The organism is Trebonia kvetii (assembly GCF_007827045.1).
Taxonomy (GTDB): Bacteria; Actinomycetota; Actinomycetes; order Streptosporangiales; family Streptosporangiaceae; genus Trebonia; species Trebonia kvetii.
Genome location: NZ_RPFW01000007.1, coordinates 322,860 through 338,086, shown reverse-complemented (window position 1 = coordinate 338,086; position 15,227 = coordinate 322,860). Strand labels below are relative to the sequence as shown.

14 protein-coding genes are annotated in these 15,227 nt (G+C 71.0%); 7 read left to right on the top strand and 7 right to left on the bottom strand.

Going from position 1 to position 15,227, the window contains the following annotated elements:
* Positions 1 to 22: 22 nt before the first annotated feature.
* A complete protein-coding gene (locus tag EAS64_RS33470; RefSeq protein WP_187366358.1) occupies positions 23 to 1,327 on the bottom strand; it encodes a glycosyltransferase 87 family protein in 1,305 nt (434 codons plus the stop codon).
* Positions 1,328 to 1,529: 202 nt separating this feature from the next.
* Entirely contained in the window at positions 1,530 to 2,204 is a 675-nt protein-coding gene (locus EAS64_RS33465) for an alpha/beta fold hydrolase (RefSeq protein ID WP_145859562.1), read from the bottom strand.
* 173 nt (positions 2,205 to 2,377) lie between these two features.
* Between EAS64_RS33465 and EAS64_RS33460 the strand changes: the two genes are divergently transcribed.
* The 5 genes from EAS64_RS33460 to EAS64_RS33440 all read left to right on the top strand — a co-directional run bounded on the left by EAS64_RS33460 (position 2,378) and on the right by EAS64_RS33440 (position 7,578).
* Complete coding sequence (locus EAS64_RS33460; RefSeq protein WP_145859560.1) at positions 2,378 to 4,150, top strand: PEP-utilizing enzyme; 1,773 nt, start codon at positions 2,378 to 2,380, stop codon at positions 4,148 to 4,150.
* A 45-nt stretch (positions 4,151 to 4,195) separates the two neighbouring features.
* The gene (locus EAS64_RS33455; protein WP_145859559.1) at positions 4,196 to 5,428 is read left to right on the top strand and encodes a PEP/pyruvate-binding domain-containing protein; all 1,233 of its coding nucleotides are present in this window, start codon (positions 4,196 to 4,198) and stop codon (positions 5,426 to 5,428) included.
* Positions 5,425 to 6,228: an inositol monophosphatase family protein gene (locus tag EAS64_RS33450; protein WP_145859557.1), complete on the top strand. Its 804-nt coding sequence runs from the start codon at positions 5,425 to 5,427 to the stop codon at positions 6,226 to 6,228. The genes EAS64_RS33455 and EAS64_RS33450 overlap by 4 nt, the downstream gene beginning before the upstream one ends.
* Positions 6,225 to 7,265 (top strand): cobalamin-independent methionine synthase II family protein, encoded by a 1,041-nt coding sequence (locus tag EAS64_RS33445; protein ID WP_145859556.1) that lies wholly within the window; start codon positions 6,225 to 6,227, stop codon positions 7,263 to 7,265. Before EAS64_RS33450 ends, EAS64_RS33445 begins: the two co-directional genes overlap by 4 nt.
* Positions 7,266 to 7,359: 94 nt before the next feature.
* Positions 7,360 to 7,578, top strand: a complete 219-nt coding sequence (locus EAS64_RS33440; RefSeq protein ID WP_145859554.1) for a dodecin — start codon at positions 7,360 to 7,362, stop codon at positions 7,576 to 7,578.
* A 38-nt stretch (positions 7,579 to 7,616) separates the two neighbouring features.
* On the opposite strand, the gene EAS64_RS33435 is transcribed toward EAS64_RS33440, so the two are convergent.
* The 5 genes from EAS64_RS33435 to EAS64_RS33415 all read right to left on the bottom strand — a co-directional run bounded on the left by EAS64_RS33435 (position 7,617) and on the right by EAS64_RS33415 (position 12,583).
* Positions 7,617 to 8,447 (bottom strand): nuclear transport factor 2 family protein, encoded by an 831-nt coding sequence (locus tag EAS64_RS33435; RefSeq protein ID WP_145859552.1) that lies wholly within the window; start codon positions 8,445 to 8,447, stop codon positions 7,617 to 7,619.
* 68 nt (positions 8,448 to 8,515) lie between these two features.
* The gene (locus tag EAS64_RS33430) at positions 8,516 to 9,100 is read right to left on the bottom strand and encodes a muconolactone Delta-isomerase family protein (RefSeq protein WP_145859550.1); all 585 of its coding nucleotides are present in this window, start codon (positions 9,098 to 9,100) and stop codon (positions 8,516 to 8,518) included.
* 39 nt (positions 9,101 to 9,139) lie between these two features.
* On the bottom strand, positions 9,140 to 10,486 hold the full coding sequence (locus EAS64_RS33425; protein WP_145859548.1) for a dihydrolipoyl dehydrogenase family protein: 1,347 nt from the start codon (positions 10,484 to 10,486) through the stop codon (positions 9,140 to 9,142).
* Positions 10,483 to 10,932: a VOC family protein gene (locus tag EAS64_RS33420; protein WP_187366387.1), complete on the bottom strand. Its 450-nt coding sequence runs from the start codon at positions 10,930 to 10,932 to the stop codon at positions 10,483 to 10,485. The genes EAS64_RS33425 and EAS64_RS33420 overlap by 4 nt, the downstream gene beginning before the upstream one ends.
* Positions 10,933 to 11,005: 73 nt before the next feature.
* Complete coding sequence (locus tag EAS64_RS33415; protein WP_145859544.1) at positions 11,006 to 12,583, bottom strand: outer membrane protein assembly factor BamB family protein; 1,578 nt, start codon at positions 12,581 to 12,583, stop codon at positions 11,006 to 11,008.
* 213 nt (positions 12,584 to 12,796) lie between these two features.
* Here EAS64_RS33415 and EAS64_RS33410 point away from each other — a divergent pair, with 213 nt between their 5' ends.
* Both EAS64_RS33410 and EAS64_RS33405 read left to right on the top strand, forming a co-directional pair.
* The gene (locus tag EAS64_RS33410; RefSeq protein ID WP_145859542.1) at positions 12,797 to 13,567 is read left to right on the top strand and encodes a cyclase family protein; all 771 of its coding nucleotides are present in this window, start codon (positions 12,797 to 12,799) and stop codon (positions 13,565 to 13,567) included.
* Positions 13,564 to 15,216 carry a thiamine pyrophosphate-binding protein gene (locus tag EAS64_RS33405; protein ID WP_145859540.1) on the top strand — a complete coding sequence of 551 codons (1,653 nt, stop codon included), beginning with the start codon at positions 13,564 to 13,566 and terminating at the stop codon, positions 15,214 to 15,216. Before EAS64_RS33410 ends, EAS64_RS33405 begins: the two co-directional genes overlap by 4 nt.
* The last annotated feature ends 11 nt before the right edge of the window (positions 15,217 to 15,227 follow it).

Below are 15,227 nucleotides of genomic sequence, written 5' to 3'. Positions count from 1 at the left end.
AGGGACAGCTGCGGACGGACACTCAGCCTGACCGCTGGCGCAGACTCGTAATCTGCCGGTCGTGGGTTCGAGCCTCACCCGCCCCACCTGGGTTTTTGCTGAGCGCCAGCGCGCACGCGGTGGCCGAGATGAACGCGAGCAGGGTGAGCACGTAGTAGTTGCCGGCGATCAGTTCCAGCCCGCGCCAGGTGAACTCGAGTGTCCCGTTGTTGCCCTCGTTCGGCGAGAGAAGCAGCAACCCGCGCGGCAGCAGCCGGGCCGTGGGGTCGTAGCCGCCCTGGCTGCCGATGGGCAGGGGCCACCAGCCGAACAAGCCCACCACCAGCGCGGCGCTGAGGATCCGGTAGCCGAGGCGCTGTGGCCCGTATGCGGCGAGGACAAGTGCAGGCACCACGAAGACGTAGTGGTGCGACCAGCTGATCGGGGACACCAGCAGGCCGGTCGCGCCGCACACGACCAGGCCGAGTAGCTCGTGGCCGCGCCGGCTCGCCAGTATCGCGGTGGCGAGCCCGGCGGTGCCGACGACGACCGCTGCGACCTGCCAGTACGCGTGAGCGCCGGGGCCGGCGTGGGTGAGGCGCAGTATGACGCCGTTGAGTGACTGGTTGGTCAGGTGGAAGTGTCTGCTGCCAAGCTCGGTGAACTGCTCGTGCCAGAAGACCGCGGAGGCGTGCGGCAGCAGCGCGAACCCAAGTCCCACCGTGACCGCGAAGGTCAGCGCGCCGACCGCCGCTGCCCTTGCCCGCCGGGTGCAGAGCAGGTACGGAATGAAGATCAGCGGCGTGAGCTTGATCCCCGCCGCCAGCCCGATTCCGATGCCCTTGCCCTTGAAGCGGTTCGGCAACGCGAGATCGCCCACCACCAGGGCCAGCAGCACGAGGTTGATCTGCCCGAAGAACAGCGTCATCGCGACCGGTTCGAGCCAAAGGCCCACCGCGGCGATCACGAACGACGCCGCCGCCCTGGCCAGGCCCGCGGGCCGCCCGGCGAGTCCCAGGCACAGGTACGTCACCATCGGCAGCAGCCCGATCGTGAGCACCGCCAGCCCGGCCTGCCAGGCCGCGAACGACGCACCGCTGCCCGCGGCCATCAGGAGCGCGGCGAACGGCGTGTAGATGAACGGCAGCTTCGCCGGCCCGAGCCGCAGCGCGTAGAGCATCGCCGGCTGGTGGCGCACCGCGACGCCGCCGTCCCGGTAGACGGCCGTGTCGATCTGCCGCCAGTAGTACTGCGGGTACGCATGGACAAGCAGCGCGTAACCGGCCACGGCCAGCAAGAACAGCGCGACCGCGGCCATGAGCCAGGCGGCTGGCCGTATCCGGGTCACCGCTCTGTCTCCTGCGTCGGAAACCAGTCTGGTCATGTTCGCTGACCACGATGCTAGTACGGGGTATGTGACGGCGGTGAGTTACCCGCCGTCACGCCCCCGGCCGAGCCGCCGATGATCTTCATATCACTCTCTGTAGTCAATGTCGAGCGCCCCGCATCCAAGATGTCGAGCGCCTCGCTACCAGGTGTCGAGCACCCCGCTACCAGAGGGTGACCATCTTCGCGCCGCGCGCGGACGCGGTGATGGCCGCCGCGGCCTCGCCACCGCCCGCGGGCAGTCCGAATGACACCCGGGTGAACTGCGCGGCGATCCCATGCCACAGGAGTGCGCGGCGGATCATCGGGTGATCGCCGCCGCGTATCTCGATCACGGTCACGTCGCTGACGTCACGCGCACGACCGGCGTAGGCCCAGGTGTCGGCGGGCCTGGTGATCCGGTCCGCGGTGCCGTGCGCGAGCAGCAGCCGCCGTCCGGCGAGCTGGCTGGCCGGCTCGCCGGGCGGGAGCCAGGGCGCCAGCCCGGCGACCGCGATGACGGCGGGGTGCCCGGCGGCCCGGACGGCGGCCCGCGCGCCCATGGAGTGGCCGACGAGGACGACGGGAATGTCGGGCGACCGCAGCGCTATCTCGTCGAGCACAGCGGTGAGATCGGCGACGGGAGAGGCCTGGGCGCCGTTCCAGCCGCGGACCTTGAACAGCGGGCGGCGCACGTCGATAGCGTCGCCGCCGACGGCGTTTCTGATCGCCGCCGCGATGGGGATCATGCGCAGCACCGCGAGCTGACTCGCGCTGACGGGTGCGGTGCTACGCTCCTGGCCGCCGTGCGCGACCAGCACGATTCCGCACGTTTTCTGCACTGTTGCCGCGTCTGGCACCTAATCTCCCATCCCGCGATGCGCCGTGTGCTACCAGCATGGCCGACGGCAGTGCCTGGCTCCATATCAAGGGGCCGCGTCTTTATCGCCGGACACTCTTGTCGCGGGTAATCGCGCTGGGCAAGACTTTTCCTGATCGCGTGCCCGCTTCAAGGTCGAGGTGAGGTAAGCCCGTGCCAGCAGATTCGCAGCGCATTTTTCCCGTCGATGACTTCGTGAAGGAAGGGCTGTACCCGGGGTACCGGCAAGCGTTCGGCAGCCAGCCGTTCGTGGCCGGGCCGGTGCGGCCGTTCTCCCTGGCCGACAACGAGCGCTACTGGCTGCGCGACTCGCTGCATTTCAGCGAGGGAATGGTGCCCGCGTCGATCGCGACGCTCGACGACGCGCAGACCTGGGGAGCGCAACTCGGCGCGGAGATCGTAGGGGTGCCGCCGACGCGCGGCTCGGTCAACCGGCTGGCGGGCACGCACGTCTACATCGGCACCATTGACGTGGACACGCCGTGGCAGGTGCAGGCGCGGGCGGCGCGATTCGGCCAGTACGTGTCGCCGATCCTCGCCGACTTCGACTCCTACTGGGCGATGCGGGCGGCCGAACTGACCGCCGCCTACGAGCATTTCGACAATCTCGATCTGTCCGCCATGCCGCCGGCCGAGCTGTGGACCGTGCTGAAGGACGCGTACGCCTTCCACCGGCGGGCCTGGTTCATCCACTTCGAGGTCATGTACGTGCTGACCGCGAACTACCTCGCGTTCTACGCGCTCGCCGAGGAGATCGGGCTGTCGGGATCGCAGGTGTCGGCGTTCCTCGCCGGCCAGCAGACCTTCTACGGCAGAACCGACGAGGAGCTTTGGCGGCTGGCGGGGCTCGCGCGGTCCCTGGACGTGACCGCACCCCTCACGCACAGCGATCCCGCCAGCATGCGTGCGGAGATCGCGGCACTGCCTCGCGGGAAAGCCTGGCTGTCGGAGTTCGACGCGTTCCTCGCCGTCTACGGGCAGCGCACGGAGGAGACCTGCCGGGTCGACACGCCGTCCTGGATCGAGGACCCGTCGCCCGCGCTGTACGCGATCGGCGGGTTCCTGGCCAAGCCCGCCGGCTTCGACTTCCATAACGCGCGCTCCGCCGCGATCGCCGAGCGCGACGCGCAGATCGACGAGGCACGCCGCCATGTCAACGGCGGCGACCTGCGGCGGTTCAACGAGGCGCTCGCGTCGAACCAGGCCGCGAACTTCGCCTGGTGGAACGAGGAGCACAACTACCTGATCGACAGGCGGGCGGCGATCCCGGTGCGCCGTGCGACGCTTGAGCTCGGCGCGCGCCTCGCGGCCGACGGCCGCATCGAGCGGCCCGACGACATGTTCTTCCTGTTCAAGCCGGAGCTGTTCGCCGCTATGGAATCCGGCGGAGGCACATCATGGCAGGAACTCGCCGCGATGATCCCCGACCGGCGCGCCTACTTCGAGCACTGGCGGGAACGCGGCCCGTCGCTGCCCACCATGCTCGGCACGATCCCGCACACGGTGCCCGACCCGATCATGATCGAGGTGTTCGGGCTGTCGGGTCACTTCCTCGAGACGCTGCGCGGCGACGGCAGCGGCGGTGACGGCACCGGCGAAGAGGGAACAGAGATCCGCGGCTTCCCCGCCGCGAAGGGCGTCGTCGAGGGCGTCGCCCGGGTGATCACCACGGTGACCGACCTGCACAGCGTGCTGCCGGGCGAGATCCTGGTCTGCGGCGGCACCACGACCGAGTGGACGCCGGCCTTCGGCATCATCGCGGCGTGCGTGTGCGACACCGGCGGCTCGCTGACGCACGCGGCGATCGTCAGCCGCGAGTACGGCATCCCCTGCGTGGTCGGCACCGCCGTGGCCACCCAGGTGATCAAGACAGGCGACCGGGTGCGGGTAGACGGCAGGGCCGGCACGGTGCGGGTGCTCGCGTGACCAGCGCGCACGCCGCCGTCGATATCAGCACCGAACGGGAGCGTGGTGACACTGGCCGCCCACGGCATCCTTGACCTCAGTGAACTAAGGGCGTCGCACGCCCCGCTGGTCGGCCCGAAGATGGCGCGGCTCGGTCAGCTCGCGGCGGCCGGCTGGCGGGTGCCGGACGGCTACGCGATCACGGCGGGCGCGCTTGACGGCTGGCTGCCCGCCGCGGCCCGGGCGGAGCTTGAGCGGCTGTTCACCACGGCGGCGGCCGATGACGACGGCGGCCACGACGCACGGCTGGCCGAGCCCGCCAGGCGCCTCATCGAGAGCCAGCCGCTGCCGGCCTGGCTGGAGGACGCCGTGGCGGACGCGCACGCACGGCTGGAACGGCGCGCCGGCCGCACCGCGTCCGCCGGGGTCACCGAGGCCGCGGGCGCCGCCGAGGTCGCGGGGGACGTGGAGGCCGTGGGGGCCGCCGATCAGGCGGCGCCGCTGCGTGTCGCGGTCAGGTCGTCGGCGGTGGGCGAGGACGGGCAGACGGCCAGCTTCGCCGGGCAGTACGAGACTTACCTCGGCGTGTCCGGCGTCACCGAGGTGCTGCGCCATATCAGGCGGTGCTGGGCCAGCGGATACTCGGCGCACGCGCTCGCGTACCGGCGCCGGTTCGGCGGCGCGGGGCCACTACGCGCGCATGATCTCGCGGTCGGCGTGCTCGAGCTGGTGGACGCGCGCTCCGCGGGCGTGGCGTTCACCCTCGACCCGGTCACGGGGGACCGATCCAGGCTGGTCGTCGAGGGCAACTGGGGTTTCGGCGAGTCAGTGGTCTCCGGGCACGTCTCGCCCGACCACTGGACCGTGGACCGCGCGACCTGGCGCGTGCTGACCGAGCGGTCCGGCAGGAAACAGTCCTGGGCCACCTTCAGCGCCGAGGCCGGCCGGGTGGTGCTCGAGCCGCTTCCGGCAGACCTGGCCGCCAGGCCCTGCCTGTCCGAGCAGGAGGTGCGCTACATCTGCCAGCGGGCGGCGGAGATCGAGGCGGCCGAGGGGATGCCGCAGGACGTCGAATGGGCGATCGCCCGTGACCTGGACTTCCCTGACTCTGTCTTCTTCCTCCAGCACCGCCCGGAGACGACGTGGCGGGCCGACGAGGCGACCGCCGAGCCAGACACAGCGAAGCCAGACGCAGGGAAGCCAGACGCAGCGAAACCAGACCCGGCGACGTCAAGCCAGCAGGCCTTCGACCCGGTGCAATACGCCCTGCGCAACGTCTTCAAGGTTCCCGGTACATGACACGCGAACTCCAGGTCGCGGTCGCCGCTGCCCGGGCGGGAGCCGCCGAACTCGCCGCAGCGCGCGAAAGCGACCTGCGGATCGACTACAAGGACGCGCGGGCGAACCTGGTCACGCTCGCCGACCGGCGCTCGCAGCAGGCGATTACTGACGTCATCCTCGGAGCGTTCCCGAGCGGGCACGCGATCGACGGCGAGGAGGGCGCCGCCGGCGACAAGGACGCGGCGCACACCTGGTACGTCGACCCGCTCGACGGCACCACCAACTACGCGCACGGGCTGCCGTTCTTCTGCGTTTCCGTCGCGCTGCGCACCAGCGCCACGGGAAGTACGGCCGGCGAGACGATCGCGGGCGTCGTCTATGACCCGGTCCGCGACGAGCTGTTCGCGGCGGACAAGGGCGGCGGCGCGACGCTGAACGGCCAGGCGCTGCGCGTCTCACCGATCACGAGACTCGACAGGGCGCTGGTCGTCGCGCAGGCTCAGTCCGTCGACCCGGCGGAGATCGCGGCGTACGGGCGTCTCGCGGAGCGGCTGATGTCGGTGGCGGGCGGGGTGCGCTCACTCGGCTCGCCCGCCCTCACGCTGTGCGCGATCGCGGCGGGCCGCCTCGACGCGTACTGCGAGTACGCCATGGACGCCTGGGACATCGCCGCGGGTCAGCTGATCCTCCAGGAGGTGGGCGGCATGCTGACGCTGTTCGACGGCCGCCCGCACCAGACCGCGGACCGCGCGGACGTAGCAGCAAGCAACGGGCACATCCACACCGAACTGATCAGCTCGCTGAGGGGTCTTTCATGAGCGACTACCAGTACCCGGCGGCACTGCCGGTCACCACCACCGGCGGCTGGGCCAGGCCCGGCTGGTGGGACGTCGTGGCCGACGGCGAGAAGGCCGGCCGCTTCGGCCCGGCCGACCGGCAGGAACTCCTCGACGACTACTGCCAGCTAGCCATCCACGACCAGGAATCGGCGGGCCTTGACATGCTCACCGACGGCGAGCACCGGCGGGGCGGCTGGATCGAGGGCATCACCGGCAAGATGGCCGGCCTGGCGCTGAAGCCGTCGCCGCGCAAGCTCGGCGCGATCGGCTGGGACATGCTCCCCGTCTACGAGGTGCGCGAGCCTCTCGACCAGGTCGAGTCGATCTGGGATTACACCGCCGAGTACGAGTTCCTGCGGGCTCGGACAGACCGCCGTCCCAAGATCGGCATGCCGGGTCCCTACGGCATCACCACGGAACTCGACTTCGGCCCGACCTACCGCACCCGCCGCGAATGCGCGGACGCCCTGGTGCCCGCGATCAGGAGCGACATCGAGAAACTGGTGGCGGCCGGCTGCGACTGCATCCAGATCGAGGAGCCGCTCACCCCGTCGCACGCCGCCGAGGACCGGACGCCGCAGAACCTGGTCGAGACGATCAACGCGGTCGTGGACGGGATCACCGGCTGCACTTTCATCGTGCACATCTGCTTCGGCTCGTTCCGCCGGCTGCCGTATGCGAAGCGGACCTACCGATGGCTGTTCCCCGCCCTGCTCGATGCCAACGTGCACGGGTTCAGCCTGGAGTTCGGCGCCCGCGAGATGGCCGAGATCGACCTGGTCGGCGACTGGGACCGCGAGCGCATCCTGTCCGCCGGGCTTATCGACATCAAGACGCACTACAGCGAGACGCCGCAGGACATCATCGAGCGCGTCCGCACCTGCCTGGAGTACCGCGATCCCGAACGGCTCGAGATCTCCACCGACTGCGGCCTGCGCCGTGTGCCCCGCTCGCTGGCCATCAGCAAGATGTCCGCCGCCGCCGAGGCCGCCAGGCTTCTTCGCGAGACCGGCTGATCCGGGTCACCGCGCCCGGCAGCGGGTACACCGTCCGTCAGGCGGTGCCCAGCCAGGCAGTATCCGTCAAGGCGGGCCGCGGACAGGAGAAGCGATGTCAGAGAACGTCTACTCGGTCAGCGAGATCGTCGGGACCTCGACGGTCAGCCTGGACGACGCGATCAAGGGTGCGATAGGCCGCGCCTCGAAGACGCTGCACAACCTCGACTGGTTCCAGGTCAGTGACATCCGGGGCCGGATCGAAGAGGGCGCGCGCTGCCGCTTCCAGGTGACGCTGAAGGTCGGCTTCCGGCTCGACGAGCACGAGGACTGACCACTGGCACCAGGCAACCGTTCGGGCTGAGGATTTTCTTAAGGACGAGGCCGCGCCACGTCGTCGTAGACGCGGACCGCGGCGAGCAGCCCGTCGGCTCCGCGTTCGCAGACGACGAGACCCGCCTGCGGCGCCAGGTTCCTGCGGCCCCAGCGGACGCAGTTGTATTCGAGCCCGCAGCGCGCGCCGTCGTCGGTCACCGCGCAATGCTCCAGGCGGATGCCGCCGCCGGCGCCGAACCACCCGGCGAACAGCGAGCGCAGTGCCGCCTCGCCGCGGTAGGTGAATTGCGGGCCGTCCGGCTCGCGCAGGTAGCCGTCAGGCGCAAAGGTGGCGACGATCGCCTCGGTGTCGCCCGCGTCGAGCGCGGCGAGGTAGCGGCCTGCCACGTCGCCTGGGCCGGCATCGCCTGCCGCGAGGATCGGCGGCCGGAGGTGATGCTCCCCGAAGAGCGGCCGCTGGCTGCAGTAGGTGCGGAACGTCACCGACAGCTCATCTGGTGATTGCGCGACGACCGCCACCGGCCACGCGATCTCACCGGCGCCGTCCTTGCCGTCGAGATGCGCGAGCAGCTCAACCACGGCCCGGTCGCCGGCGCGCGTGGTGGCCACGGTCTCGATCCTGATGTGCCGTGCCGCCTGCCAGGACTGGTTGTCGCTCACGAGGTGCCGCAACTGGCGGTGCCCGTGGACCTCACCGGCACGTGGATCGAAGACCACGACCCGGCCCGGCCACACGTCCTCGAGCGGGTGGGTGTCACCGCGGTTGAGCGCCGTGAAGTACTGCCCCACCGGATCGGCGCGGCCCGCGGCGCGCACCTGCTGGCGCGCGAGTTCCGCGGCGTTCGCGAATTCAGGGAACCACGGCATCTGGCACCTCTCGCTTACTCGGCTCGGCTTACTCGGCGCTGGTCCGGCGGGCCGCGGCGGCAGGCTCGCTAACCAGGATCGCTCGGATGCGCGGTCAGCGGCGTGATTTCCGTCGTCATGTACGGGTCAAGCGGCAGCGTCCGCACGATCTCCCGCATCTTCGCGCCGTCGAAGGCCTGCCACAGGCCGAGGGAGCGTCCCTGGCCGGGCAGCGCCCACAGCCGCCGCAGATGACCAGTCATGGCGAGCTCCCGTGCACGCACGGCCTCGCGGGCCTTGGCGTCGTCGACGACCTCCGCCGGGGTGCCCGCGGCGGGCGCGACGGTAAAGGTGGTGAGGAATTCCGCCACGCCCTTGCTGGCCGGCAATCCAGGGTCGTTGCCATGCGGCCCGAGCGGCGTCACCTCGTCGCTGCGCCACACCCGCAGCGGCATCGAGGCGAGCACCCGCTCGAGCGCGTCACCGTCGTCGGCGGCGAACAAGCCAAGCGAGCGCCACTCGCCCGGCTGCAGCGGCGGGCGCCACAGCCGGACCAGGTGCCCCTGCGCCGCGAGTTCGGCCGAATGCGCCGCCTCGCGCGCGCGGACGTCCGCGACCTCGGCCTCTGCGGTTCCGTCAGGCACGCGGGTGGTCATGGTGACGAGATATTCCACGGGTCCTGCCTTTCGGTTGTCCCGCTGCGGTCATTCGCGTCAGGATGCTCGCGCCGCGGACATCGCGGCGCGCAGCGCCTTCAGTGCGGCGGCGTGAATCTCGGAGAAGCTGGGGAACGGCTGGATGACGTCGCGCAGCACATCGAGTGGCACCCGGGCGCGGATGGCGAGCGTGGCCTGTTGCAGCCACTCGCCTGCCTCCGGGCCGAGGGCGTAGGCGCCGGTCAGCACCTCGCCGTCGGACAGCAGCGTCAGGAAGCCGTTGGACTGCGCGTACGCATGGGTGTAGGTGGCCGTCTTGGCCACCTCGGCAAGCCGGGCGGTCCCGCTGAACGGCGCCTCGGCGGCGCCGACCGCGGCTGCCTGCGGGTCGGTGTAGACCACGTCGGGAATCGCCTCGTAGTGCGCCTTGCGCGGCTCGCCGAGGATGTTGGACGCGACGATCTCGCCCTGGTACTCACCGACATGGGTCAGGGGGTGGATGCCCGTCACGTCGCCGATCGCCCACAGCCGCTCCGCGACGCGCAGCCGCGCGTCGACGGGGATGCCGTGCGGCGCTGCCTCGACGCCGACCGTCTCCAGGCCGATCCCCGCCACCCGGGGCCGCCGTCCGGTGGCGGCCAGCAGCCGGTCGCCGCGCAGCTCACGCCCGTCGGCGAGGACGAGGACGTAGTCATCGCCGTCAAGCCGCGCGGCGGTCACCTGCACGCCGAGGAACAGCTCGATGCCCTCGCGTCCGAGCACCTCGCCGAGCGCCTGGCCGAGCGGAGCGGGCTCGCGTGCCAGCAGATGCGGCGCGCCTTCGGCAATCGCGACCTCGCCGCCAAGACGGCGCACCGCCTGCCCCATCTCCACGCCGACCGGGCCGCCGCCGATGATCACCAGCCGCCGCGGCACCGCCTTCATGCCGGTCACCTCGCGGTTGGTCCAGACGCCTGGCAGCCCACGCAGGCCGGGGATGGGCGGAATGACCGGATCCGCGCCGGTGGCCACGACGACGTGCTCGGCCGTGTGCCGCGTCCCGTTCACCTCGACCACGCCGGTGCCGGCCAGCCGGCCGGTGCCGCGGATCAGGTCGATGCCCTTGCCGGCGAGCCACGCCTGCGCTCCGGCGTCGGAGTAGTCCGACACCATGAAGTCCCGGTAGGCCAGCGCCGCCGCGACGTCGACCTCCGCGCTTGCGGCCGCCTCCCGCGCCTGGGAGACAGCCTCGCCGGGCCGCAGCAGCGTCTTGGACGGTATGCACGCCCAGTACGAGCACTCGCCGCCCGCGAGTTCTCGCTCGACCACGGCGACGCGCAGTCCGCCCTCGGCCAGCGCCCCGGCGCAATGCTCACCGGGAGCGCCCGCCCCCATGACGATCACGTCGTAGTCGTAGCCGGTCATGCGCTTGCCGTGTCCCCGGCGGCCTCGTCCGCCATGTACTGGGCGTACCAGCCGTTGCCGTCCGGGTCGCTGAACGAGACCCACGAGCCGTAGCTCGCGCGGTCTTGGGCGGGCCCGGACACCCGGGCCTGCTCGCCGGCGTGATGGAAGACGCCGGTCCTGTCGTGGAACACCTCGCTGACCGGCGCGCCGCGGTCGGCGAGTTCGTCGCGGGCCGCGTTGACGTCCTCGACCACGAGCTGCAGCCCCTGAGCCGAACCGGGCGCCGCCGCGGTGACCCCGGTGCCGAAGATCACCGAGCACGCCGAGCCGGGCGGCGTCAGCTGCACCACGCGATAGCCGTCCTCAACGGGGAAGTCGGCGTCAAGCCGCCAGCCGAGCGCCTTGTAGAAGTCCCGTGCCCGGTCGACATCCGAAACGGGCAGCACCACAACCTCGAGTCTCATGTCCACGAACAGGTCGGTACCCGCGATGTCCCGCGTTGACGCTGACGCCGGCCGTCCAGTCGGAAACGATGGGTTACCCCACCGTGTAGGCCACCAGCTGCGGGTTGACCGCGTTGGTGTTCTTCGTCGTCGCCGGACCGCCCGCGGGGACGATGATCGTGTTGCCGGCGATCGCTATGGGGGAGTTTGTCGACGTCGGCAGCTTCTTCTGAAAGACGATCGCGCCGGTCGCCCTGTTCAGCGCGATCAGTACGCCGTTGTAGAGCGTGGTGAAGACCAGGTCGTTGGACACGGTGGCGGCACCCAGCGGCAGGGTCGGCACCCTGGTGTCCCATTCGACCTTCCCGTTGGCCAGGTTCAACGCCTCGATTTCCCCGGTCGGCTTCTGCGTCGGCAGGCCGTTGACCTGGCTCAGCTTCGTTTCCGTGAACGGCAGGTCGATCGTGGCCAGGTACACGCTGCCGTCGGCCGCCGCCATGTCGGTCAGCACGCCGCCGAGCGCCCCAGGCTCGTAGGTGTAGGGCAGCTTGATCGAGAGCTTGTGCGAAAGCAGCAGGGCCGAGTCGTTGTCGGTCCCGTCGTGTGTGCCGACCGGCGTCTTCCACAGCAGCGCGCCGGACGACGCGCCGAACGCGTAGACGTCGCCCATCTTCCCGCCGCCGACGATGGCCGGCGTGCCGTGCACCGTGGTGGCGATGGGGGAGAGCTGGATGTCCCAGTCCTTGAAGTCGTTCGGCACCGCCTGGTAGTACCAGCGCAGCTTGCCGGTGGCCGCGTCGAGGTTGACCTCGCTGTTCGTGTAGAGGTCACGCGACGGATGGCTGATCGCCTGGCCGATCGACTGATACGGGTTACCGACGCCGAACGTCACCGAGCCATCCGTGCCGACGAGCGGCGTCTCCCAGGCGCCGGCGGACCCGAGCCCGAGCGACTGCACGCCGGCCGGCTCGCCGCCGGTCACCGTGTTGAACGACCACAGCTCCTTGCCGGTCGCCGCGTCGAGCGCCAGCAGGATGCCGCCGCCAGGCCCCGAGCCGTAGGCGCTCGCCAGGTACACCCGCCCGCCGGCCACCGCGGGCTGGATCTCGAACGACCCCTGCCCGCTGTTGAGCAGGCTGGTGTCGTTCCACACCACCTTCCCGGTGGCGGCGTTCAGCGCGAACACCGCCGTCGAAGTGTCCCCGTAGACCACGCCGTCGGCGACCGCCACCCCGTCGGGCCCCGGCCCGGACTTCTCCGGGATGTTCACCGGGTACTCCCAGTCGAGCTTCCCCGTCGCCAGGCTGACCGCGTAGACGTTCGCGTCCAGGTCCTGGATATAGACCGTCCCGCCCACCACGACGGGCGCCGCGGCGAATGACCCGCTGCTGAACACGCCGAGCGCGGCGGGTCCCGACAGCTTGAACGACCACGCCTCGCGCAGCGACGCCACGTTGGACGACGAGATCGTCGACCCGGTGGCGTCCCGCGTGTTGGCCAGGTCGCCGTTGGGCTCCGCCCACGTTCCCGACGGCTTCGCCGCGCCGGGGAACGTGCTTGTCGTGCCGCCGGGCTGGCTTGAGCTACTGCACGCGGCGGCCCCGCCCGCCAGACTCGCGGCCGCGACCATCACGGCGGCTGCGCGACCGTACATGACGGCGTTCCCTCTCATTAAGATCACCTTCTGCTCCCTGGCTTCATGGTGTCCGCTGCCACCCGTAAGACGTCCGCGACCGCCCAAAAAATCTGATATCACAATGATAGCTCGGAACTCGCCGCCGTCAACGCCTTATCAGCGATTGACTCACCGGCGGCACCCCGCTACGGTCACCAGCGGATCACCCGCGTCACCGCGTCACAGCCTCGATCGCGCGAAGGGACCGTCATGGCCGATCTTTCCGAGTTCGCAGCGCAGCTCCTGAGCGGCGACATCGAGGTCATCGACCTCACCGCGCCGTTGCACGCGAGCACGCCGATCCTGCAGCTGCCGCCCCAGTGGGGCCAGACGCAGCCGTTCCAGCTCGAGGAGATCAGCCGCTACGACGACCGCGGCCCCGCCTGGTACTGGAACAACATCCGCACCGGCGAGCACACCGGCACCCATCTGGACGCGCCGAACCACTGGGTCACCGGCAAGGACAGGGAAGACGTCGCGCAGATCCCTCCCCAGCGGCTGATCGGCACCGCCGTCGTCATCGACAAGACAGCCGAGGCCGGCGCCAACCCCGACTTCCTGCTCGACGTCCCCGACCTGGAGGCCTGGCAGGCAGAGCACGGCGCGCTGCCCGAGGGTGGCTGGCTGCTGTTCCGCACCGGCTGGTCGTCGCGCGGCGAGGACCCGGAGGCGTTCGCCAACGCCGACGAGGACGGCCCGCATACGCCAGGCGTCAGCCCGGCCGCGGCGAGCTACCTGGCCGCGACCGGCCTGCTCGGCTTCGGCGTGGAGACCGTCGGCACCGACGCGGGCCAGGCGTTCGGCTTCACCCCGGCGTTCCCCTGCCACGAGGCGGTGCTCGGCGCGGGCAAGTACGGCCTCACCCAGCTGCGCAACCTGGACCGGCTGCCGGTCACCGGCGCGATCGTGATCGCGGCGCCGCTGCCGATCGCGGGTGGCTCAGGATCCCCGGCGAGAGTGCTGGCCCTGGTAGCACGATGACGGACGGCACGGTCGCGCACTGGATCGGCACCGCGCTCGCCCGCGACGCCGGCGTCCGCACCGTGTTCGGCGTCGTCGGCAGCGGCAACTTCCACGTCACCAACGCGCTCACCGCGGCGGGCGCCAGGTTCGTCGCCGCCAGGCACGAGGGCGGCGCCGCGGTGATGGCGGACGCCTACGCGCGGGTCAGCGGCGAGGTCGGCGTGCTGACCGTGCACCAGGGCCCCGGCCTGACCAACGCGCTGACCGGGCTCACCGAGGCGGCCAAGTCGCGCACCCCGCTGCTCCTGCTGGCCGCCGAGGCGACCGCACCGGCCAGCAACTTCTACATCGACCAGGCCGCGCTCGCCGCCGCGATCGGCGTCATACCGGACCGGGTCACCGCCGCCTCGACCGTCCGCAACGACCTGCGCCGCGCCTACCGCACCGCGCTCATCGAGCGCCGCACCGTCCTGCTCAGCCTCCCGCTCGACGTCCAGGCGCAGCCGTTCACCGACGTCACGATGCCGCCCATCAGGATCTGGCCCCGCCTCAGCCCCGCCGCGCACACGGTCACCGCTCTCGCCGACGCCCTCACCTCAGCCGAGCGCCCGGTGTTCCTGGCCGGCCGGGGCGCTCGCCAGGCAAAGCAAGACCTAAAACTCTTGTCCGAACGGGTTGGGGCCCTCCTGGCCACCTCCGCGGTCTCCAGGGGCCTGTTCCGCGAAGAGCCGTTCAGCCTCGACGTGAGCGGCGGCTTTGCCACCCCCGTGGCGGCCGAACTGATCGCGGCCGCCGACCTGGTCGTCGCCTGGGGCTGCTCGCTGAGCATGTGGACCACCAGGCACGGAGCCCTGATCGGCAAGGACGCGACCGTCATCCAGGTGGACGCGAACCCGGCCGCGCTCGGCGTGCAGCACCGCATCGACCTCGGCATCCCGAGTGACGTCGCCACCGCCGCCCGCGCCGTCACCGCCGAACTGGACCGCAGGGGCCAGCAGGCGTCCCAGGGCTACCGCACAGCCGAGGTGGCCGCCCGCCTCGCCGCCGAGGGCCGCTGGCGCGACGTCCCGTTCGAACCGGAGCGCGAAGACGGCAGGATCGACCCGCGCACCTTGACCATCGCCCTCGATGACCTGCTCCCCGCGCAGCGCACGCTGGCCACCGACTCGGGAAACTTCATGGGCTACCCGGCGATGTTCCTCGCCGTCCCCGACGAGCACGGCATGGTGTTCACCCAGGCGTTCCAGTCGGTCGGCCTCGGCCTGGCCACCGCGATCGGCGCCGCGATCGCCCGGCCGGACCGGCTCACCGTCGCGGCCCTGGGCGACGGCGGCGCCCTGATGGCCGCGAGCGAACTGGAGACGGTGATCCGCCTCGGCCTGCGCGACATGCTCGTCGTCGTCTACGACGACGAGGCCTACAGCGCCGAGGTGCATCACTTCGGCCCGCACGGCGACTCGCTCGCCAACGTGACCTTCCCGCCCGCCGACCTGGCCGCGATCGCCCGCGGCTACGGCTACGCGGCTGTCACGGTCCGCGAGCCGGCCGACCTGGAGGCCGTCGGGGCCTGGCTGGCCGGCCCTCGCGACCGGCCCATGCTCATCGACGCGAAGGTCACACGGGGCAAGCCGTCCTGGTGGCTAGAGGAAGCCTTCCGCGGTCACTGACCCCAGCCCTT